Source organism: Geobacter sp. OR-1, from assembly GCF_000813145.1.
GTDB lineage: Bacteria > Desulfobacterota > Desulfuromonadia > Geobacterales > DSM-12255 > Geoanaerobacter.
Map to the genome: position 1 here is coordinate 1 of NZ_BAZF01000005.1, position 20886 is coordinate 20886.

The window sequence follows — 20886 nt, forward strand, 5'->3', positions numbered from 1 at the left end:
TGAAGGAGAGTAACCTTACCATCACCTGTACCGTGGCGAGCGATATCTATACCTGCGGGATTTACAACGACAAGCAGCGGGAGATGGCGCACTGGTACGATGAATCGCTGGGAGTGGCCATCTGCAAAGCGGCACTCAAGCTGCTGATCCGCAAAGAAAAGAAAGAAGCCGCCAAGGAATAACGGCACGCAATGGATTATCTGGTAAGAATTATCACGGCAGCCGGCACGGTCCGGGCGTTTGCCTGCATTACGACATCCCTGGTGAACGAGGCCTGCCTGCGACAGGGGTGCTGGCCGACAGCTGCGGTTGCCCTTGGCAGGGGCCTTACCGCTGGGGCGCTCATGGGCGCGCTGCTTAAGACTGATCAGCGCATTGCTCTCTCATTTGAAGGGAACGGCCCGCTCAAGAAGATCTTGATAGAAGCAGATGCCAATGGCGCACTACGCGGGTATGTCAGGGTCCCGGCAGTTCATATGGAGAAACCGGACGGCACCTTCGACATCGCTTCGGCACTTGGCCGGGCCGGGCTGCTGACTGTCACCAAGGACCTGAGGCTGAAGGCACCTTACAAGGGGGTTGTTCCCCTGGCAACCAGCGAAATTGGCGAAGACCTGGCGGTCTATCTCACGGAATCGGAGCAAACCCCTTCAGCCATTGGCCTCGGAGTCTTCGTGGAACCGGACAACAGCGTATCAGCTGCCGGCGGTTTCCTGATTCAGGCTCTGCCGCCGGGCGACGACGAGATTGTAGACAAGCTGATGCACCGCCTGGAGACACTCCCTTCGCTGACGGCAATGCTGAGAGAGGGGATCACACCTGAACTGCTTATTGAGCGCCTCTTTGAAGGGATTCCCTATACAACGCTGGAGAAGAGAGAACTGGCGTTTGTCTGTGCCTGTAACCGGGCAAGAATAGAAAAGGTCCTGATTTCGCTCGGCAAGGACGAGCTGGAGGATATGATTGAAAAACAGGGGGAAACAGAGGTCACCTGCGAGTTCTGCCAGGAGAGATACCGGTTCGACGGGGATGAGTTGCGACGGCTGATCTCCGAGATTACCGGATGACCTGCTTGGCTGCCCAAGCTCGGCAAAACCTCGTAATCTGGAACTCTATGGCATTTCTGTGTATATCCTGCCATGGCCCGACCACGATCAGATTCAGATTCTCCGGCGCAAAAAGCGCCTCAGCTGCGGCCTTCAGGTCAGCAGCACTCAGGGCAGCCGCCTCGGCGTAATCGTCTTCGATACTCCGCACAATCCCCATCAGTTCACCCCACCCGAACCTGACCTGCATTTCGTAGGTGGAATCCCGGCTGTATTCGAGATCGAAGAAATAACTGTTTCTGACCCGCTCGAACTCCTCCAGCGGGATGGTGCCGAACCCAAGCGCAACGACCTCGGCAAGCACCTCCTCCACCGCCTTTTCCAGGTTCTCCGGAGATGTGGAGAGTTCGATCGAGAAGGCGCCGGTCTCCTCGTAGGCAGCGATGCTGGCATCAACCGAATAGACGATGCCGAGTTGCTCCCGCAACGAGATATGCAGGCGTGAACTCCCCCCCCCGCACAGGATTCTGCGCAGCAGCCGGAGATGCATGATCCGGTGGTCAAAACGGGAGAATCCCCTGAAAGCGAGCTGCAGGTGCAGCTGGCTGTCAGAGTCGGAGACGAAATGAACCTGCGGTTCGGTCTGACTGTGGACTGCCGGCATCTGCGGCGGCAGACCGCCATTGACCCAATCACCGAAAGCGCTCTCGCACGCGCGAAAGAAATCCGCCCCGTTTACGTTGCCGGCTACGACAGCCACGGCATTTGCAGGAAGATAATGACGGGCCATGTATGCGGAAAGGTCCTCGACCGATATCGCGCGAATACTCTCCAGGTAGCCGATGGTCGGCATCCCCAACGGGTGCCCGGGCCACATCAGGCGGCTCGCGATATTATGGGTATTGATCTCTTCACCCTGTTCATTGATATCTTCCAGCGCCTCCTCGATTATGATCCGCTTTTCGGTCTCGAGCCCGCTAAGCAGCGGCCGCCGGAGCATGGAGGCGAGCATTGCCACCCCTTTCGCCACATGCTGCGGATGCACACGGGAAAAGAAACAGGTTGTTTCCTCATCAGTAGCGGCATTGACGCTCCCGCCGATTGCCTCGAAAGCGGTCTCCAGTTCCAGGGTGGTCGGATACTCCGTCGTCCCCCGAAAGAGCATATGCTCCAGGAAGTGGGCGATCCCGGCCTTTTCCGCAGTGTCGTTCCTGCCACCGGCTTTGACGTATACCGCGATTTCGGCGCTGTGAAGATGGGGCATCTCTACTGCCACCAGTCGCAGTCCGTTGGTAAGGGTAGCGGTTTTGCATGTAATCATTGCTGCTCCGTTATTGTGAACTCAAACAAACAAACTCCTGCCTTCCAGTGCCGCCCATGCAACAAGCGCATATCTGGCCGACTTGCCGGTCAGCACCAAAATCGAAAACCTGATAAATCCGACCCTCAGGACGCCGGCAACCAGACAGAGAGGATCGCCAACCACAGGCAGCCAGGAAAAAAGCAGGCTCCAGCTGCCAAACCTGGCAAAAAAGCGCTCTGCGCGCTCCTTGTCCCTGGGCTGCATCCTGAAGAGCCTTTCCTCGATGAACCGGCTGCCATAAATGCCGAGCCAGTAACTCGTACAGGCACCGAGAAAATTACCGGCAGATGCGGTTGCAACAACCGGGATCGGAGCGCCCCCCTTGAGCAGCAGCGCCACGAGCAGCCATTCCGAGCCGAGCGGAATCAGGGTAGAAGCCAGAAAACTGAGGAAGAAGAGCGCCGGCAATCCGTGCGCGGTCAGGAATTCCTGCATGGCGCCCACAGTAACCGAATCAAAGCACCTTGTCAAAAACTTTGCCTTGACGCTATTGCATGAGCAGACCGGGGAGATATAATTATATTTCGCGCTGTTGAACGGAAAGCATGCTGCTCGTACAATAGGGGGATAAATGCCGGAGCGGAGTTTTTCCAGGCTTCCGATCCATCTGGAGGCAACCATTACCTACAACGGCACCATCATTGAAGGCGAACTTGACAACATCAGCCTGAAGGGAGTTTTTGTCCGGACCACTCAAAAGATACCGATAAACGATTCGATCATGATTACCCTTTACCATCACACCAAGGACCAGCAGATCTGCCGCTTGAAGGGACGGGTGGTTCGCATTAGCGCAGAGGGGTTTGCCGTGGAGTTTGAAAAAACCCTGCTCGACTAGTGTCCCGTGCAGTTAGTTCGCCACAAGGGCACTAAACCCTTTCCAGGCCGGCAAATCTCACCAGCAACTTCTTCGGCCCCACCGAGTTGAACCAGACAATCACTTTCTGCTCGTCGCCGCTTCCTTCGATCCGCCGTATGGTTCCGACTCCGAACTTGCCGTGGCGAACCTTCATACCCAACATGACCCCCGACTCCTCGTCAGGAACGACCTCCACCTCTGGAAAGCCGCTTTCTTCACCCTCCCGGGTCAGGACCCTTCCGAGATTGTGCTGTGACACAGGAGATTCGGATTCACGCCGTTCCGGCCCCGGGCCTGCCTGGCGGCTCCAGTTGGCAGCCCCCCAGGACGAAGAATGAGACGGGGTCTCCTCAAAATCGATCAAATCATTCGGGATATCGGAGATGAACCGGGAGGGGGGATTCATCTGGTCCTGACCGAAGACCCTTCGGCGCCGGGCATTGGTGAGGAAAAGCCGCTGCATGGCCCTGGTCATCCCGACATAACAGAGCCGGCGTTCCTCTTCCATCTGTTCGTTGTCATCGAGGGCACGCACATGGGGGAACAGCCGCTCTTCGAGACCGACTATAAAAACGACCGGGAACTCCAGCCCCTTGGCGGCATGAAGCGTCATCAGGGTTACAGAATCCCGCCCCTTCTCACCGCGCTCCAGGTCGGAGATCAGCGCAACCTGCTCAAGAAAAAGCGCTGCCCCCTTTTCATCGCCGGCCTGCTCGAACTCGGCCATGGCGGCAAGCAGTTCCTGGAGGTTGGCGAGGCGGTCGGCAGACTCCTCGGTTCGCTCCTCGCGCAGTTTCGCCTCGTAGCCGGAATCCCTGATAATGCGGCTCGTGATCTCTTCCAGAGATAAGTCATCAAGCAGCGAGGCAAAGCCGTCCATCATTGCCACAAATGAGGCCAGCTTGCCCCGGGGACCGGAGGACAAGGCACTGCTCGCGTAACAGTACCTGAGCCCCTCGTAATAGGTTATCCCCTGTTGCGCTGCGACTTCGGCAATCCGGTCCAGTGTCGCATGACCGATCCCACGGGGCGGAGTGTTGACTATTCTTTTCAATGCCATTTCGTCTGCAGGGTTTACGAGCACCTTAAGGTAAGCAAGGATGTCCTTAACCTCCATCCGCTCGTAAAACCTCATGCCACCAACCATGTGATACGGAATCCCTTCCGCAACCAGCGCGTCTTCCACCGGCCGGGACTGGGCATTGGTCCGGTAGAATACGGCGATGTCCGCAAGCGCTCCCCCACCCTGCCGGTGCCGGGCGATTTCCCTGCAGACAAACCGGGCCTCTCCCCTCTCGTCCTCAAGCCGGTGGTACGCAATGCGCTCCCCTTCACGGTTTTCGGTCCAGAGTTTTTTCGCCTTCCGCCCCCGGTTTTTCGCCACCACCGCCCCGGCAGCGGAAAGAATCGCCTGGGTCGAGCGGTAGTTCTGCTCCAGTTTCACCACCCTGACGCCGGGGAAATCCTTTTCAAAGTCGAGGATGTTGCGAATATCCGCGCCACGCCACCGGTAGATGGACTGATCGTCGTCGCCGACTACGCAGAGATTCCGTCTTTCCCCGGCAAGGAGCCTGATAAGCCGGTACTGAATCGGGTTGGTATCCTGATACTCATCGACCAGAAGCCAGCGCCACCGGTCCCGGTAATGCGACAGCAGATCCGGCTCCGTTTCGAACAGCTTTACGGCCATCATCACCAGATCGCCGAAATCAAGCGCATTGCACCGCTTCAAACGGTCCTGGTAGGCAGTGTATACCTTGGCAAGCACGGCATGCTGAAAATCGTGGGGGATTTCATCGGCCGAGCGCCCGCTGTTTTTGCAGTCATCGATCGCGGCGGCCAATGCCCTTGCCGAAAAGCGCTTATCATCCAGATTCAGTTCGGCCAGGATTTCTTTAAGAAGCTTCTGGGTATCGCTATCGTCATAGATGGCAAATGAGCGATCATAACCCAAGCGATGCCCATCCTGGCGCAAAATCCGGGCACACAGGGAATGGAAAGTGGAGATAAGCGGCATTTCGCCACCTCCCAGCTCCTTTTCGACCCGCTCGCGCATCTCGCCTGCAGCCTTGTTGGTAAACGTGACCGCCAGTATCTGCCAAGCCGGCACTCCGCTGACACGAACCAGCTGGGCTATCCGGTGGACAATGACCCGTGTCTTGCCGGAACCGGCTCCGGCAAGGATGAGTAACGGACCTTCGCCATGCAGAACAGCCTCCCTCTGTGGGGGGTTAAGCTTATTAAGTGGCATTTGGATCTGCTTTCAACTGAATTATGGAAGGGAACTTTACTACAGGGGTGATGACAAGGCAACGAGATATGAATTCCGCATTGCCTGGTTACCCTACTTTACTCTGAGGAGGAGGCAGTCATACTCATTGCCGTCAAGCACTGCCCGGCTTGCATCCGCCGTCATTGCAACAGCCGATCTGTCATTGTTTAATAGCCGCAGTTCGGGGAGTTCCGCCCTAGCTCTGCTCTGAACCGATGCCATGAATACGGCAAAATCACCGATGTCGGCAAAGAGTTCACGTAACAGAACCCCGCATAACCTTTCAGGCGAATACCCAAGAGAAAATGCAAAAGCCGGGTTCACCTGCACAATCCGGAAAGATTCTGATTCAAGGAGGATGACCCCGCAGGCCATCCCTTGCATTGCTGCAAAATTCAGCCTTTCGGCCTCAATATTGCGTTTTGTCGAGTCGAACCTGGCTAGTACGGAGTCTAAGACAATAATGCTCAGGATTGAGATGACCACTGCCCAGGCCATGAAATAGCGGGAGGTCTTTACTCCTGACCGATAGATGTCACGTTCGATCTTGGCCTTTACCAGCAAAGCCGGGCGCCGGTAAATGTCGCCGACTAAAGCATAGCCGTTCAGAACCCCGACATTGACCTTCTTGACTGCATACCGGTTTTCCAGGGAAAGCGGCTTGTCGTTATTCAAAGACACCGGGAGATTGAGATTCGGCTCCAGAACTGAAATATCGAGCGGTAACCGGGTAAATTTCTGCATTCTGGATAGTTCTGCAGAATCGATTTTTCGCCCCATGATCAAAGAACCTATAACCGGTCCCTGCATGTCATTGGTCAACACAGGCCGTGCCGATATCAGATAAGGAGCTCCTTCAATCACAATGACCCCCCTGACTCTGTCGCCAGGGGCATTGCATTGCCTTAAAGGAGATGAGGGTTCAAGGTGATTTGCCAGCCAGTCCGGGGTGGACAAACCGGCGCCGGTTCTGCTTTTCAGTGCATTTGCATGGATAATTCCGCCGTCGTTGCGGACAAAAACCACTAAATCGACTCTGAGCTTTGACAGGGAATATTCGGATAGGTTTGAAGCAACGTATTCGGGGTTGGCGTCATGCATGAAACGATAACTATCATCCCATGCAGCGTAGTCCCCTGCCGTTGATTCGAGTGAATCCAGTTCGCTTTCAAGCGCATTGTCCACTCGTTGCAGATGTTCTTTTGCATCCTCCTCTTCCAGAGCCAGATAACTGTTCAGCACAAGATACTTTACGCTGATCAGCAGCAGAAGGAGAATGACCGTTAATGCGGCTGAAAATGCAATTATTGCTTTGTTTTTCGGTTCCATAATATCGGTGTAATACCTGATTTTCTCAACGGGAACTTAGCTTGACCGGAATCTGCAGACAATCTCTATGGGAAGTTCCGGATTGCAGAGGAGAGAGTGGCATCGGTAAGTATCCCCAGCGCTAACGATTCAAAGCGAAAAATAAAATGATGCCCCTTTGCCGGGCTCGGCCTCAGCCCAGATCTTGCCGCCATGCCGCTGGATGATATTCTGGGCTATGGCCAGTCCGACTCCGGTCCCTTCAAACTGCTTTGAGTCGTGCAGCCTCTGGAAGACCACGAACAGTTTGTCAGCATATTTCATGTCAAATCCCACGCCATTGTCCTTGACAAAATATACCGTTTTCCCTTCTTTCGGGAATGAGCCGACCTCGATTCGGGGCCGATCGCAATGACTGCTGTACTTGAGCGCATTGCCGATGAGATTGGCAAATACCTGCCGCATCAGGACCGGGTCAGCCTGAACGTCCGGGAGGCTACCGATTGAGACCTCAACCTCCTTCCCTTCGCACTGGTCCTTGAACTGCTCAAAGGTCTCAGCTGCAAGCCGCTCCATGTTTACCGGAATCTTGTTAAGAGACTGGCGCGCAGTCCTGGAGAGCAATAGAATGGCGTCGATCAGGCTACTCATCCTGCTGCACCCTTTGACGATTCGCTGGAGCACTCCCCGGGCCTCTTCGTCAAGACGATCGGCATAGTCGTCCATCAGGATCTGGCTGAATGAATCGATATGCCGTAACGGCGCCCTGAGGTCATGGGATACCGAATAGGCAAAGGTTTCGAGCTGACGATTGACCTGCTGCAACTCTGCGGTCCGTTCAATGACCCTCTGCTCAAGTTCCTGTGCGGCATGCCGCAATTGTGCCGTACGCTGATCCACGAGTAGTTGCAGCTGTTGCCGGTGCAGATCCAGTTCCCGTCTCTGGAGATACAGGTCGCGAAATACCTTGACCTTGCTCCGGAGGATTACCGGTTCGATCGGCTTGGCGAGGTAGTCCACGGCCCCGGCATCATAACCTTTGAACTGGAATTTAAGATCTTTCATTCCAGCGGTGACAAAGATTATCGGCAGGTGCCTGGTCTTGGGGTTGGAGCGCATGAATTCGGCGGTTTCAAATCCGTCCATCTCGGGCATCTGAACGTCGAGCAGCACCAGGGCAAAATCCTTTTTCAGGGCGAGGCGCAACGCTTCATTACCGGACTGTGCCCTGATCATCTCCAGTTCCAGGTCACCAAGAAGCCCCTCTAGGGCATCGAGGTTTTCAGGTCTGTCGTCCACAAGCAATATTCCGGGCTTTTCACCACAGCAAAGCTCACTCATTGAACTCACATCCTCTCATTCCCAGGCGAGTTGTATCAATAACTCCGGAATCCTTTCCAACGGCATCACATAATCCGGCTTTATCACCGCAGCGGCGCTTTTCGGCATTGAATCGGCGACTGCATTCATGGGGCACTGCACCACTGTGGTCCCCCCTTTCGCAGCAACCGCCTTCAAACCGATGCTCCCGTCCGATCCGGCGCCGGTCAAAACAACGGCTATGAGTCCGGCCCCCATGGCATCGGCCGCGGTTTCAAACAGAACATCGGCTGAAGGCCTGGCAAAATTAACCGGCGGATCAACTGACAATGTGATCTTTCCGTCCCGCTCCAGTTGCATATGATAATTCGGAGGGGCGATATAGGCCGTTCCCGGCACGATCTCCTCCAGCTCATCAGCTTCCTTGACCCGGACACTGCAAAAATCGTCCAACAATAGAGCCAGACCGTTGCTTGCTTCAGAAGCGATATGCGCGACAATCAGTATGGGTAACGGATAACTCGCCTGCAGCCCTCCCAAAAGGATCTTCAAGGCTTCCACCCCGCCGGTTGAAACCCCTATGACAACGGCACGAAAGCGTCCATTACCCTTTCTATCCATAACTCTTCCGGTATATTCTCATCTTGGGCGCAACTTCCGAATAACGCGATGCAATTTTCCGGCCTTCCAAAGACTCCTTCAACCCTATGCAGAGAAATCCCCCCGGCAGGAGACAGTTGTCGAACAGAAACAATACCCGCTCCTTGAGGGTCGGTTTGAAATAGATAAGAACATTGCGGCACAGAATCAGGTGCATCTCGCCGAAATCGCTGTCCACCACCAGATTGTGACTGGCAAACACAATCTGCTCCCTGAGGGCCGGCATCATGATGGCGTGATCGTACCTTGCGGTATAGTAATCGGAAAAAGACTTTTTCCCACCACCGGACTGGTAGTTTCTCGTGTACCGCTGCATCTCCTTCAATGGGAATATACCATCCCGGGCCTTTTGCAGCACCGCATTGTTGATATCCGTGGCATACATCCTGAAACGGCCTGCCATCCCCTCTTCGTTCAGGAGTATGGCCGTGGAATACGCTTCTTCACCGGTGGCGCACCCGGCATGCCAGATCTTTACAAACGGGTATGTCAGAAGATGCGGTATCACGGTTTCCCGCATTGCCTTGAAGAAAGGGGGGTCGCGAAACATCTCCGAGACATTGACGGTTATCCCTCTCAGCAGGCTTTCAAAGGCATCCCGATCGCGCAGGATTCTGGCTTGGGCATCAGATAGAGTCGCGTAATCCGAGTTGACGAACCAGTGCATGATCCGCCGCTTCAGGGAAGCCTCCGAGTAGTCGGTGAAGTCGTAGCCGTATGCCTGGTTGATGCCGCTCAACAAAAGGCGCAGCTCTATGTCGAAGAGTTCGTCCTGATCCATTCAGTTTCCGTAGAGCCAGACCCTGAGCAAAGAAAACAGCTTTTCAACCTCCACCGGTTTGGGAATGTAATCACTGGCGCCGGCCTTGAGGCAATCATCCCGGTCGCCCTTCATGGCCTTTGCGGTCAGGGCAATAATGGGGAGCTTGGCAAACCGCGCATCCTTCCTGATTTTCCGGATCGCGGTGTAACCATCCATTTCCGGCATCATGATGTCCATCAACACAACATCAACGTCAGGCTGCTCGTTCAACCGCTCCAACGCTTCCACGCCATTCTCAGCCTCAACGACCTGCATGTTCTTCTCGGCCAGGATGCTGGAAAGGGAGAAGATGTTCCTCATGTCGTCATCAACGATCAGCACTTTCTTTCCTTCAAGGATCACCTCGCTGTCGAGCGCCTGACGGATCATCCGTTGCTTGTCCGGAGCGATTCCCCCTTCCACGACATGCAGAAAGAGCGTTACTTCATTCAGCAGCCGCTCGGGGCTTTTTGCCCCCTTGATGATGATGCTTTCCGCATAGTTGCGCAGTCTGTGCTCGTCTTCATGGGTCAGTTCCTTCCCGGAATGAATGATGACCGGCGGACGCAGCGGCTCGTCGAGTTCCTGCATTTTTGCGAGCACCTCAAAACCGGAGATGTCAGACAACCCCAGGTCAAGCACCACGCAATCGAAAAGTTCGCCGGTCAGACGTTCAATAGCCTCTCTACCGGAAACGGCAACAGTGATCGCCACATCCCTTTCCGCGAGCAGGTCAACCATGCTGTTGGCCTCGTCCCTGCTCTCCTCAACTATCAGGAGTTTCCTTACCGTCCGCGAGATCGATTGCTCAATGGTTCCAAAGAGCTGGTTCAGCTGCTCGCTGTCCACCGGTTTTTTAAGAAATCCGACCGCACCCATGCTCATCGCCTTCTGCCGGTCTTCCAGGCAGGTAAGAAAATGCACGGGGATGTGCCGGGTTTTCATGTCCCCCTTGAGGCTTCTCATAACCCCCCAGCCATCGACTTTAGGGAGCATGACATCAAGGATAATCGCACTGGGAAGAAACCGCTCGGCGAGCATAATGCCGCTTTCGCCGTCTGCTGCCACAATGGCGGCAAAACCCCTCTTGCGAACCATATCCATTAAAATGCCGGCAAAATTAAGATCGTCCTCGATTATCAATATGCTCCGTTCTCCCGGCAGCAAACGTTCCCGGTCATCCTGGACAGGCGCAGGCGCAAGGTCGGCGCTTGCATCCGGATTCACCGCATCACGGTCCGGCACAACCGCCGCAGTCGAGAGATCCTTGTGCAGCTCCCTGGTTGCCGGAGAAGGGGCAAGAGGGAGATAAAGCGTAAAGGTGCTCCCTTGCCCTTCATTGCTTTGCAGAAGGATATCGCCATGAAGCCCTCTGGCGAGCTGCCGGGAAATCGAAAGGCCGAGACCGGTCCCGCCAAACCTGCGACTGGTGGTCCCGTCGGCCTGCTGAAATGCCTGAAATACCAGTTCGTGCTTGTCGACGGCGATTCCGACCCCGGTATCCGCGACTTCAACGGCAATTGCCGGAGCATTGAGAGGGTTTTCCGCTACGGATGGCAGAAACACCCGTACCGTCACCTCGCCCGAGGTGGTGAACTTGCAGGCATTGGAGATGAGATTCTTCAGTATCTGCTGCGTCCGTTGGCTATCGGTGGTTATCTCTTCAGGGACACCCTCTTCGATGGCAACATCGAAAGCCAGCCCCCGCTGCTCCGCGATCGGAGCGAACATCGTCCGGATCTGGCCGAACAGGGTCTGAACCGAAAGCGGCTCGTAATTGAATTCAAGCCTGCCGGACTCTATTTTGGAGAGATCAAGGATGTCGTTGATAAGATTGAGAAGGTCGTTGCCGGAACTGTTGATAGTCGCCGCGTACTCCACCTGCTTCTCGGTAAGATTGCCGTCCCGGTTTTCCCTCAGCAGGCTCGAAAGGATCATCAGGCTGTTGAGCGGAGTCCGCAGCTCATGGGACATGTTGGCCAGAAACTCTGATTTGTAAGTACTGACCCGTTCCAGCTCCTCGGCCTTGCGCCGGATTTCCAGGCTCGCCTCCTCAACCTCCCGGTTCTTGGCGCGAATCTGTTCCCGCTGCTGTTCCAGCATCTGCGCCCGCTCTTCAAGTTCCTCGTTGGTCTGCTGGAGTTCCTCCTGCTGCACCCGCAGCTCCTCGGTCTGGGCCTGGGTCTGCTCCAGCAGTTCATCTATCTGCTTTCTCGATATACTGATGCTTATCCCGATTGCCAAACCTTCCCGTGCCAGCTGGAGAAATTCCAGTTCCTTGTCCATGAACTCATTGAAAGACCCCAACTCCAGGACTCCCACGAGGCGATCATTATGGAGAAGAGGAACTGCCGCAATATTGAGCGGCTTCGACTCTCCGGTGGCAGAGCTGATCGGCAGATAGTCAGGCGGCACATTGGTAAGACAGATGACTTTCCGTTCCTTGGCAGCCTCCCCAGCCAACCCCTCGCCCATGACAATCCGCTCGTTAAGGTTTTTCCGGCGGGTAAGGGCATAGGTAGCGCCAATTTCGAGATCGCGGGAATTGTCATTGTAAAAGTAGAAAGCACCGACACCGGCGCCCAGATACTCACAGAGGTAAGCGAGGCTTTGTTCGACCATCTCTCCCACTCGGCGGTCGCCGCGCAGAATGGCATTCAAGTCATTGGTTCCGGTCTTCAGCCAGTCTCGCTCCTGATCCTCCTTTCGGCTTCTGCGTAGCGATTCGGTCATTCGGGAAAACGCCGCATCCACGGAAGACTGCATATCGCTCAAGCCCGCCACCGCCTTGAGCAGCATGCCGGCCTCGTCCTTGGGAACCGTATCGAGGTCCAGCCTTAGCCGTTCGGTTATCGCCACATCCTGACTAAGATCTCCGGAAGATATGGCTTCGGCAAGCCTTGCCTTTTCCTCTCCCCCTTCAGAAATCGAGAGTACGGCGTCTAAAACCTGCCGCAGCGGAGAAACCACGCTTCTGGTGATGAAAAAAGACATGGCAGCGCCTATGGCCACCGTTGCCAGAATCAATGCAATCATCCAGTACCGTATCGCATGGAAAAGCCTCTCAGCTTCATCGTTCTGTTGTTTCCCCTCGGCCAGGTTGTATCGGACAAGCTCGGCCAGAGTATCGTTCAGCTTGTAAAAGAGCGGCCGACCCTCATTTTCGGCAAGGGCTACAGCTTCCCGGTTTCGCCCTTCCGAGGATATTTTCAATATTCTGGCGGTAACGGATAAATACTCGGGCCAGATCCGGTTGAATCTCTCCAGCAGTTCTGTTTCTGTCGGTACCAGACTCGTTTTGCGGTATTTTCCCATTGCCTCGCTGATCGCCATTTCATTGATCTTTAGCTGGCTGGCGACCTGCTCCTCTACCCCTTTTTCTCCGGAGGCAATGTGCCGGTAAATCCTTCGGTTGTGCATTATCAGCTGCGTGTATGCCTCGTTGACATAGACGGTCGAGACAAGAGTGGTGCCGTAGAGGTTTACGAGCATGCCGTCAAGCTCGCCCATCCCCTTGATCCCGGCTATTCCCACAAGCCCGGAAATGACTATTACCGAAACAAAGCCGAGCACCAGCTTCTTGCCGATCTTCAGATTAGCGTACCAACCCATCAGACCCCCTCCAATACCGCCGCAATGACTGAATCAAAGCCAATAAACAATAACACATTTGAACCAATTAACAACGAGCGGTTATAAAGAGAGAGGTCCCGAACGGGAGCGACCTGGCGCGGATCAGGCGGTTTTCGAACCGGGATATATGCAGCAGGAAATCATTCACCACTCTGATCGGAAGCGGGACATCGGAAATGACCATTTCCGGGTCACTAGAGCAGGGCAGGATCCGCCGGACCAGGCGGTAAAGGGCAATGGGGAGGAAGGGGAAAGCAGGGCGGTAGGACGATGTTTCGATATGGAACCCCTGCATGGTAAGGAGAGGGTGGAGCGAGGCTCTGGTATAGCGTCTTCTGGTATGCACGGCAATGTCGTGGGTGCTGCGCAGGAATTCAAAGGCGACCAGATTGAGGATCAGCAAGCCGCCGGGCTTCAATGCCCGGTACAGTTTCTTGAAAACAGCGGCTTCGTCCCGCACATTTAGGTGATAGATGACGTCGATGGAGGTGATGACGTCGTAGCGGTTCTCACCCAGTTCGACCTCGTTCAGATCAGCCAGCCGGGTATGCTCCATACCCCGCGCCCGGCAGAATCCAAGGGCGTGCTCCGACATGTCGAAACCCTCGACAGTACCGAACCTTTCCATAAGCTGCATCAGGCGACCAGTGCCGCAACCGGCGTCGAGGATATCTAGTGGCGCTCCTTTCCCGCGCCGCTCATCGGCTATGTACGAGCAGATCAGCTCATGAAGCGAGACGTACCACCAGTGCGTATCCTCCACTTCATACATGTTCTGGTATTCAATATCATTCATGCATTAAAGAACGACCGCACCGCAGCCACGACCCTTGCCACTTCGGCATCGGTGAGCTGCGGGTACATCGGCAGAGAGAGGATTTCGACACTAAGCCGCTCGGTAACCGGGAGTGAACCTTGTGCATATCCCAGGAAGCGATAGCCGCGCATCAGGTGAATCGGGGTGGGGTAATTGATCCGGGTCTCGATGCCGCAATCGGCAAGATAGGCCTTGAGGGCATCCCGCCGGGATGTCCGGATGGTGTAAAGATAGTACTGGTGCCTCCGCCCTTCCCTTTCAGCCGGCAATCCGATGTCGCCGGCACCGCTAAGCCCGGCATCGTATGCGGCCGCGATTTCCCGTCTCCGGTCGACCTCCCTGTCGAGGTTCGTCAACCTTGCGTCGAGCAGGGCGGCCTGAATCTCGTCGAGCCTGGAGTTGTATCCCTCCTCTTCCGCATGATAGTTGTCGTCGATGCCGTAAAACCGGAGGCGCCGCAAACGGCGGTCAAGCGCGGCATCCGATGTCACCATCATACCCCCGTCGCCGAATGCCCCGAGCACCTTGGTCGGGTAGAAGGAAAATGCCCCGATGGTGCCGAACGAGCCTACTTTCCGGCCGTGATAAATTGCACCCGCTGCCTGCGCGCAGTCTTCCACCAGGGGAATTCCCCGATCATGGGCAATGGCGAGCAGAGGCGCCATATCCACTGCCTGTCCGCAGAGATGCACCGGCAGAATGCACCTGGTCCGGGGCGATATTGCCGCTTCGACCTGGGTAACATCCATCAGGAAAGTATCCGGTTCCACATCGACAAAAACCGGAACCCCGCCCGCTGCCCGGATTGCGGCAACCGTCGGAATAGCGGTATTGGAGACGGTTATCACTTCATAGCCGGGTCCGATCTCCAGCGCCTTGAGGGCAAGAAACAGGGCATCGGTGCCTGAGTTGACCCCGACCCCGAATACTGCGCCGCAGTAGCCGGCAAAATTCTTCTCGAAACCGGCCACGCAGTCGCCGAGGATTAGCCGGCCGGAAGTAAAAAACCGCATCGGTCAGGGCCAGGTATTGCTCCCTGTTCGCACGGTATTCATCGAGGTAGTCCCAGTATCTGATCCTGGGCACTTCAGAGTTCGACATCTCGGCATCCTTTGCTGATCCGGTCGCTGATTGCGGCTATGGTCCGGGATCGGTCGTGGATTTCCTGAAAAGGCCCCCCTGCAAGAATCAAGGAACAGGCATGCTCAAGTGCCAGCAGGAAATGGTCTGCCGCGGGGGCAGCTATTGTGGTCTCTTCAGCGCCATGAACAAGTATTACGACGTTCGCCAGATCGGCCGGAGTGGTATAGGCCCGGTCAACCCTGATCTTGCCCGTTTCACCGACAATCTCGTAGTAAGATTCGTACTGCTGACCGAATACCATGGAAAACATGTATATTTCATTAGCAGTGCTGACAGCAGTGCCATGAACGGCAAGGTTCAAACCGTTGCGGTTAAGGGCAATGCCGCTGAAACCGTCAAGCGCTCCCCGGAGGAAATAAAGAGCCGTTGCAGCGGGATAACGCGAGAGGTCGTTCAATGCCCCACCCCCCATGGCAGGGTCAAGGCGGAAATTTCCGGTTGCCGGGGCAGGGAAACCGAAGACCGACCTGAGCGAGACCAGGCGGCCGATTTTGCCGAACTGCAGTAGATTCTTGACCATATCATGCTGCGGATGGCAGAGAAACATCAGGTTTTCATACAGGAGCAACCCGTTCGCCTCGGCACATTGCAGCATCCGCTCCACCGAAGCAGTGGAAAGTCCGAGCGGTTTTTCACAGATGACATGTTTTCCCTGTTCAAGCGCCCGGATCGTAAATTCTTCGTGAAGATGATTGGGGAGCGAATTATAGATGACCTGGATGTGCCGGGAGGCGAGCAACTCATCGCAATCCATGAAATCGCACCGCAGATCCGGAACCAGAGCGGCGGCCGTCCCGGAATCCCGTCCGTAGATTGCACTAAGCCGTGCCAGTTTGCTGCAAAGAACCGCAGGGATAAACTTCCGCCGCGCAATATCCGAACAACCGAGAATCCCGACCCCTAGGCAGCGGGTATCGTCAGATGATCTCATAGACAACCATACCCATGCTGGTCGGATCGTTCAGGTAGATCATGAAAGGACGCAGGCCGGGCTTGACAATAGAGTTCTTGTCATTATTGAAATATGTTCCGTTGGCAAAAGCGCCCGGCACAAACGGCTCGAAAAGGTCTTCCCCCAGTCCGGGGCGTATCTCCCAAAGCCCGCCGTCCACGATGAGAAATTTCGCCCCTGCCTCCTGGGCAGCGGTCATGATGCCGTTATAGTCCGTATTCGGGATATTGACCCATTCACGTTCGGAATAAAATGCAATCCGGGCCCATCGGGTCATGATCTTGCCCGGTGGGAGGTTCTGCTTGAGCACCAGTCCGAGATGCTTCTGGTCGCGCCTGCCCCCGTCGCTTTCCGGCAGATACTCTTTTGTGGCCGAACTGTCGGGTATCTGCCCTGCAAAGGTGATGAGCGCATAGACCAGCGCCGCTGACAGTGTCAGCGGATTTTGCGGCAGCCATTGTTTTACAACCGTCGGCAACGATTCAGGATGAAGCCGGCTAACGATGAAATTTTCCGCCGTTCGAAGCCCTTCCGCGCAGAAGAGCAGGATTACCGGAATGTATGGCTGGGTATATTCCGGACCGACATAATAATAGACAATTATTACTGCCAATGGGGCGCAGGCGGCGAGCAGAAAGACCCTGACCAGGTTCCGTTCTGCACTCAGACCACCGGCCGCAACACCGATTATCAATAAGATCCATAACGGGGGCGGCAGCAGGGTTTTCACCAATTCCACCAGGTTGTAAAGCGTGTTTTTCAGGATAAATGATGGATACTCCACAAGGATCTCAAGGTAACTGGTTGGCTTTACCCCGGGGATATAGTTGAGATCGGGAATTTTCATAACATAGGAAATTGCATCGTTCAACGCCACGGATGTCTTGGTGGCAAGTTGCCATGACCCGGTAGAATGATGAACCAGAAGGAGATTTGCCGATACTATTGTCGCAAAAACTGCCGAATAGGCGAAGAGAACCGGCACTTTTGATTTCAGTTCTCTGCGACAGGCCACCAACAGAGGTAACGGCGAGAGAATCAAGAGCAGGATGGCCTCAGTCCTGGTGACATAGGCAAGTCCGAGAAAAAATCCGGCAAGCAAGGAGGACTTGATGGAGGAATCTCGGATCATCCGCCAAATGCAGTAGATGCCGGCAAATGCAAATGCCGTGTAGACGCTCTGCGTCATGACCTCGCAAGACCAATGCCTGAGTGAAGGCCATACTATCAGCACAATGCTTGCCGCAACGGCAGTACGTCTTGAGAACAGCTCCAACCCGAGGAGATATACCGGTATGCACAGAAGCGCCCCAAAGAGCACGGAAACAACCCTGCCTGCAGTCTCCAGGTCAGGGATAATCATTCCGGCAATCCAGATAAGAACCGGGTAAAACCCGTAACTGACCAACCCGCTGAAATCCAGATTCCTGAGGCCGCGGGCGACCCCGACGTATGCAGTGCCGTCAGCTGATATTACATCATAGTAACGAAGACAAAATACCCTTATCAACAGGCCGATGACAACCATCGCCCCGATGAAAACAACATCGCGACGTGTCAGCGTCCGGTCCTCTTCACCCGTTACCCCCATCGGCAATTTAATCCTGGCCGAATCCATTTATTTCCCCTTATATCAGGCAGGCAATAATACTTCTTGCACATGAGTTAACGGTTTCTCCCAGATTGAGAAAAAATCTGATCTCGTCCTCGGAGAACCACCGAAAATCCACCGGCAGGTCAATCTCTGCCCCTTCAGGCAAAAAAAGAACCCTGTGGCAGTTTGTCTCCCGGAAAAACCGGGCTCCCTCCTCTGCCTGCATGCTTTCCGCGAGTACCGGGTAGTGCCCCGGGGTCGAGAACTCATCGAACAGAAACGGTTTCTGAAGCCTCGGGTTGTCCTGATAGTTGACCGTGGAGAACTGAACTGTCGGACCAAGTTGGACTATGGTGCGATTCCCGGCTTCTGCCTTTGCTTGAATGAGAAAATGACGCTTCCCGTGTTGATTCCTGACCAGGATACCGATTACTCCCGGCTGCATATTGGCTATGATTGGCTGTTGCCACCTGCTTACCTCTCTGCCGCCAGCGGTGACGTCGATTCCCATTATCTTGAAAAATCTTTCCTCCTGATGACGGAAAGCGCCGTCAGCCGAAAAAGTCCACTCCTTAAGCGATTTAAGCCCCTTCCTTTTTACCAGCATGTGATTGGCGGCTTTTCTTTCGTCCAGCCACTGAATGGTCTCGCCAAGATTCATAACCGCTCCGGAAGAATCCCACAGAAACTTTTCCAGGCAGTAGGAATCCCCGATCACTGGGAGAAGAAGCGCAGACAACACGCTCCGGGTAGTTGCATGAACCAGGTTGTCCTGCTTCATAAGCCGAACAATCTGGCGCAGTGTCATCCAGATGAAACCATCGGGGAGATGGGTAAGTTCCGAGTCCCCAACCCTTACGACCATGTTCCGGTTGGACTTGTACAGAAAACGCCCTCCGTCTTCGGTCTGGAGCTTTCCGAAAATCAGGCTTTCCGGCTTGGGAGAGAGAAAATATTCGATAAACTGGGGAGCGGTACCGCCATGGACGCAGGTATAATTGCTGAAAGTTGCCTGAACGGTTGGGGAAATCTGCACGGAATTTATGTTGCCGGGCTCTTCCTTTGCCTGAAGGCAGAAATGCATGACCCCACCGATCATTTTGGCCAGGATCCCGAGGATACCGAACTCGGGCTGATCTATGATCGGCTGGTCCCATTCCAGTTCGCCTGAAGTGGTTCGATGACGGATTCCCACGCCGGTAAAGGTAAAGAATCGGCCTGTTTCATGGCCAATATTGCCGGACGCCGTGTCAATCGACCATCTTTTCATCGAATCGAGCGCTATCCGGCTTACCTTCAGTCTGCAGTTGGCCAGAGTCTCCTCGATCCACGCATCCAACTCCCGGTCCGAATGCAGAGATTCTTCGCTGACCCTTGACCGGACAAGATCGGAAAGATTCTGTAAACAGCGTTCTTTCGGCTCCGCGGCTGATTCGGGCTGTCCGGCTCCTGATTCAATCCTGTTTCGCTGCACAAGAGATGCTTTCATTAGCGGCTCCATCGGCTCCCCGGTATATGCTCACGACCTGGTTCTTTCTGCGCGCCGAGAACTTTTCCCGGATTATGAATTGTGGATCGCTGTTAAGAGAAAGGTAGACCCTTCCCACGTATTCCCCGACAACACTGATAGCGAGCAGCTGGAACCCCCGGAAAAAGGCGGTAACCGACATCAGGGTCTCATATTCCGTGGGATCGTCGATACCCGGGAAGATATAATCCACCAGGGTGTTGGCGCCGAAGTAAATGCCGACCAGGGTCATGATGAAACCGAATAAGCCCAATAACCGCAACGGAATCATGGAATAGCTCACCACCATGTTGCCCCAGAGCGACACCAGTTTCATGAAGGTGTAGCCGGATCGACCTTGCTTCCGGACATCATGCCGTACCTCAATCGAACCGATGCTGAATGTTGAGCGCAGAATAATGGCGTCGATGTAGGGATCAGGGCCGGTATACTTGATAATTTCGTCGACAAGGAACCGGTTGATGACCTTGAAGCTGGAGAGATACAGGTCCGCCGGCTTCCTTAGGACAAGATTGGCCATCTTGTCGTTTACCCGGCTCCCGATATTTCTGAACAGGTGGTCGTTCTTAACCGGGTAGCGCGAATAAACCACGTCGTACCCCTTCGATATTTCCTCGACGAGCTTTCCTACCTCTTCCGGAGGATTCTGGAAATCGTCATCCATGATCACGCAATAATCGCCGGTCACACTGTTAAGCCCGGCCATGACCGCATTGTGTTCGCCGAAATTTCTGGACAGCCGCAGATAGACAATTGTTTCAGAATGTTGCATCTGTAATCTGCGACAGATCAGGTCAGTGCTGTCGCGGCTGTAGTCATTTATCAGAACGATTTCCAGGTCAAACCTGGCCGAATACAGGGCAATCAGGGTATTACACAATGATTCTATTGTCTTTTCCGCATTGAAGACCGGAATTACAATCGAAAGCCTTGTCATATCAGCTCCGTTGAGTTCGCAAAAACCTTACGGATATTTCGTATCCATAAAATCTGCGGCATCATCCCTTTGGATAGCCGGACAGCTTATGTCTTTAAATGACGATCGAAAACGAAAGCTGCCGTCATTTAACGGATCTAAAATCAGTAGATATGGGTCAGGAGAATGCAGGCGAAGCGCGGGAAGATGCTCGGGCAATATAAACCGGTCTGTTGCTGACCGGTGCATCCTGGACATCAACAACGAGGGTATGTCTAGATGGGGGAGTGACGGTGAAACCCTTGACAACAAGATCAACCTGGCAAGCCTTGCATATCTTTTCCTTGCAGGACTTGATCTGGGTCTGGATTGTGGCGCGGGGGCGAGGTTTGGGTTTTGACGAACTTGAAACGCCGGCCAGCGAGGGGAGCCTGACCCCGAGCGAAATCAGCCCGAGGCAGATAACCACCAACACCAGAGAAATAGACCATCGACTGTTTATAAATTTGAGTTTCAAAAAACCACCGCAACACTATTTTATGCAAACATTCATCATGTTACAGCCATTACTGCAATCCTCCGGCCAGATTATTAGAAACTACCAAAACCAACTTTAAGAGTCAATTTTATTGTCACAAATGCCTTGCAATGCCGCCATGACGACTCGGCTCAT

18 protein-coding genes are annotated in these 20886 nt (G+C 54.5%); 3 read left to right on the forward strand and 15 right to left on the reverse strand.

From position 1 onward, the window contains the following. The coding region (locus OR1_RS22260) for a hypothetical protein (protein WP_041970808.1) at positions 1–182 on the forward strand (182 nt) is incomplete at its 5' end. Between the two features lie 9 nt (positions 183–191). Continuing rightward, on the forward strand, positions 192–1067 hold the full coding sequence (gene hslO, locus OR1_RS06465; RefSeq protein WP_041970810.1) for an Hsp33 family molecular chaperone HslO: 876 nt from the start codon (positions 192–194) through the stop codon (positions 1065–1067). Here hslO and OR1_RS06470 read toward each other — a convergent pair. Both OR1_RS06470 and OR1_RS06475 read right to left on the reverse strand, forming a co-directional pair. After that, a complete protein-coding gene (locus tag OR1_RS06470) occupies positions 1057–2367 on the reverse strand; it encodes a pitrilysin family protein (protein WP_041970811.1) in 1311 nt (436 codons plus the stop codon). The genes hslO and OR1_RS06470 overlap by 11 nt on opposite strands. A 21-nt stretch (positions 2368–2388) precedes the next feature. Beyond that, the gene (locus OR1_RS06475) at positions 2389–2844 is read right to left on the reverse strand and encodes a YqaA family protein (protein ID WP_041970812.1); all 456 of its coding nucleotides are present in this window, start codon (positions 2842–2844) and stop codon (positions 2389–2391) included. A 136-nt stretch (positions 2845–2980) separates the two neighbouring features. Between OR1_RS06475 and OR1_RS06480 the strand changes: the two genes are divergently transcribed. Then, positions 2981–3247: a PilZ domain-containing protein gene (locus tag OR1_RS06480; protein ID WP_041970814.1), complete on the forward strand. Its 267-nt coding sequence runs from the start codon at positions 2981–2983 to the stop codon at positions 3245–3247. Between the two features lie 31 nt (positions 3248–3278). On the opposite strand, the gene OR1_RS06485 is transcribed toward OR1_RS06480, so the two are convergent. From OR1_RS06485 to OR1_RS06545, 13 genes are all read right to left on the reverse strand, one after another. Next, positions 3279–5519: an ATP-dependent helicase gene (locus OR1_RS06485; protein ID WP_041970815.1), complete on the reverse strand. Its 2241-nt coding sequence runs from the start codon at positions 5517–5519 to the stop codon at positions 3279–3281. 93 nt (positions 5520–5612) lie between these two features. Continuing rightward, positions 5613–6869 (reverse strand): CHASE4 domain-containing protein, encoded by a 1257-nt coding sequence (locus tag OR1_RS06490; RefSeq protein ID WP_041970817.1) that lies wholly within the window; start codon positions 6867–6869, stop codon positions 5613–5615. 129 nt (positions 6870–6998) lie between these two features. Then, complete coding sequence (locus OR1_RS06495; protein ID WP_041970819.1) at positions 6999–8189, reverse strand: ATP-binding protein; 1191 nt, start codon at positions 8187–8189, stop codon at positions 6999–7001. 15 nt (positions 8190–8204) lie between these two features. Then, the gene (locus OR1_RS06500) at positions 8205–8789 is read right to left on the reverse strand and encodes a chemotaxis protein CheB (RefSeq protein ID WP_041970820.1); all 585 of its coding nucleotides are present in this window, start codon (positions 8787–8789) and stop codon (positions 8205–8207) included. After that, positions 8782–9609: a protein-glutamate O-methyltransferase CheR gene (locus OR1_RS06505; protein ID WP_041970822.1), complete on the reverse strand. Its 828-nt coding sequence runs from the start codon at positions 9607–9609 to the stop codon at positions 8782–8784. The genes OR1_RS06500 and OR1_RS06505 overlap by 8 nt, the downstream gene beginning before the upstream one ends. After that, the gene (locus tag OR1_RS06510) at positions 9610–13242 is read right to left on the reverse strand and encodes a response regulator (protein ID WP_041970823.1); all 3633 of its coding nucleotides are present in this window, start codon (positions 13240–13242) and stop codon (positions 9610–9612) included. Positions 13243–13309: 67 nt separating this feature from the next. Continuing rightward, on the reverse strand, positions 13310–14059 hold the full coding sequence (locus OR1_RS06515; protein WP_041970825.1) for a bifunctional 2-polyprenyl-6-hydroxyphenol methylase/3-demethylubiquinol 3-O-methyltransferase UbiG: 750 nt from the start codon (positions 14057–14059) through the stop codon (positions 13310–13312). Beyond that, complete coding sequence (locus tag OR1_RS06520) at positions 14056–15093, reverse strand: DegT/DnrJ/EryC1/StrS aminotransferase family protein (protein ID WP_237754244.1); 1038 nt, start codon at positions 15091–15093, stop codon at positions 14056–14058. Before OR1_RS06520 ends, OR1_RS06515 begins: the two co-directional genes overlap by 4 nt. Before the next feature lie 74 nt (positions 15094–15167). Then, positions 15168–16154 (reverse strand): Gfo/Idh/MocA family protein, encoded by a 987-nt coding sequence (locus OR1_RS06525; protein WP_041970826.1) that lies wholly within the window; start codon positions 16152–16154, stop codon positions 15168–15170. After that, complete coding sequence (locus OR1_RS06530) at positions 16141–17793, reverse strand: glycosyltransferase family 39 protein (protein ID WP_041970827.1); 1653 nt, start codon at positions 17791–17793, stop codon at positions 16141–16143. The genes OR1_RS06525 and OR1_RS06530 overlap by 14 nt, the downstream gene beginning before the upstream one ends. Positions 17794–17803: 10 nt before the next feature. Then, entirely contained in the window at positions 17804–19258 is a 1455-nt protein-coding gene (locus tag OR1_RS06535; protein ID WP_052440296.1) for an NDP-hexose 2,3-dehydratase family protein, read from the reverse strand. Further along, on the reverse strand, positions 19224–20234 hold the full coding sequence (locus tag OR1_RS06540; RefSeq protein ID WP_041970829.1) for a glycosyltransferase family 2 protein: 1011 nt from the start codon (positions 20232–20234) through the stop codon (positions 19224–19226). The genes OR1_RS06535 and OR1_RS06540 overlap by 35 nt, the downstream gene beginning before the upstream one ends. A 157-nt stretch (positions 20235–20391) precedes the next feature. Next, a complete protein-coding gene (locus OR1_RS06545; RefSeq protein WP_152609833.1) occupies positions 20392–20730 on the reverse strand; it encodes a hypothetical protein in 339 nt (112 codons plus the stop codon). Positions 20731–20886: the final 156 nt, after the last annotated feature.

Coding starts and splice junctions, on each gene's coding strand:
- OR1_RS06495 (WP_041970819.1), bottom strand. CDS start 8,189: ATGAGTGAGCTTTGCTGTGGTGAAAAGCCCGGAATATTGCTTGTGGAC.
- OR1_RS06480 (WP_041970814.1), top strand. CDS start 2,981: ATGCCGGAGCGGAGTTTTTCCAGGCTTCCGATCCATCTGGAGGCAACC.
- OR1_RS06540 (WP_041970829.1), bottom strand. CDS start 20,234: ATGACAAGGCTTTCGATTGTAATTCCGGTCTTCAATGCGGAAAAGACA.
- OR1_RS06525 (WP_041970826.1), bottom strand. CDS start 16,154: ATGAGATCATCTGACGATACCCGCTGCCTAGGGGTCGGGATTCTCGGT.
- OR1_RS06505 (WP_041970822.1), bottom strand. CDS start 9,609: ATGGATCAGGACGAACTCTTCGACATAGAGCTGCGCCTTTTGTTGAGC.
- OR1_RS06500 (WP_041970820.1), bottom strand. CDS start 8,789: ATGGATAGAAAGGGTAATGGACGCTTTCGTGCCGTTGTCATAGGGGTT.
- OR1_RS06515 (WP_041970825.1), bottom strand. CDS start 14,059: ATGAATGATATTGAATACCAGAACATGTATGAAGTGGAGGATACGCAC.
- hslO (WP_041970810.1), top strand. CDS start 192: ATGGATTATCTGGTAAGAATTATCACGGCAGCCGGCACGGTCCGGGCG.
- OR1_RS06535 (WP_052440296.1), bottom strand. CDS start 19,258: ATGAAAGCATCTCTTGTGCAGCGAAACAGGATTGAATCAGGAGCCGGA.
- OR1_RS06475 (WP_041970812.1), bottom strand. CDS start 2,844: ATGCAGGAATTCCTGACCGCGCACGGATTGCCGGCGCTCTTCTTCCTC.
- OR1_RS06510 (WP_041970823.1), bottom strand. CDS start 13,242: ATGGGTTGGTACGCTAATCTGAAGATCGGCAAGAAGCTGGTGCTCGGC.
- OR1_RS06530 (WP_041970827.1), bottom strand. CDS start 17,793: ATGGATTCGGCCAGGATTAAATTGCCGATGGGGGTAACGGGTGAAGAG.
- OR1_RS06490 (WP_041970817.1), bottom strand. CDS start 6,869: ATGGAACCGAAAAACAAAGCAATAATTGCATTTTCAGCCGCATTAACG.
- OR1_RS06470 (WP_041970811.1), bottom strand. CDS start 2,367: ATGATTACATGCAAAACCGCTACCCTTACCAACGGACTGCGACTGGTG.
- OR1_RS06485 (WP_041970815.1), bottom strand. CDS start 5,519: ATGCCACTTAATAAGCTTAACCCCCCACAGAGGGAGGCTGTTCTGCAT.
- OR1_RS06520 (WP_237754244.1), bottom strand. CDS start 15,093: ATGCGGTTTTTTACTTCCGGCCGGCTAATCCTCGGCGACTGCGTGGCC.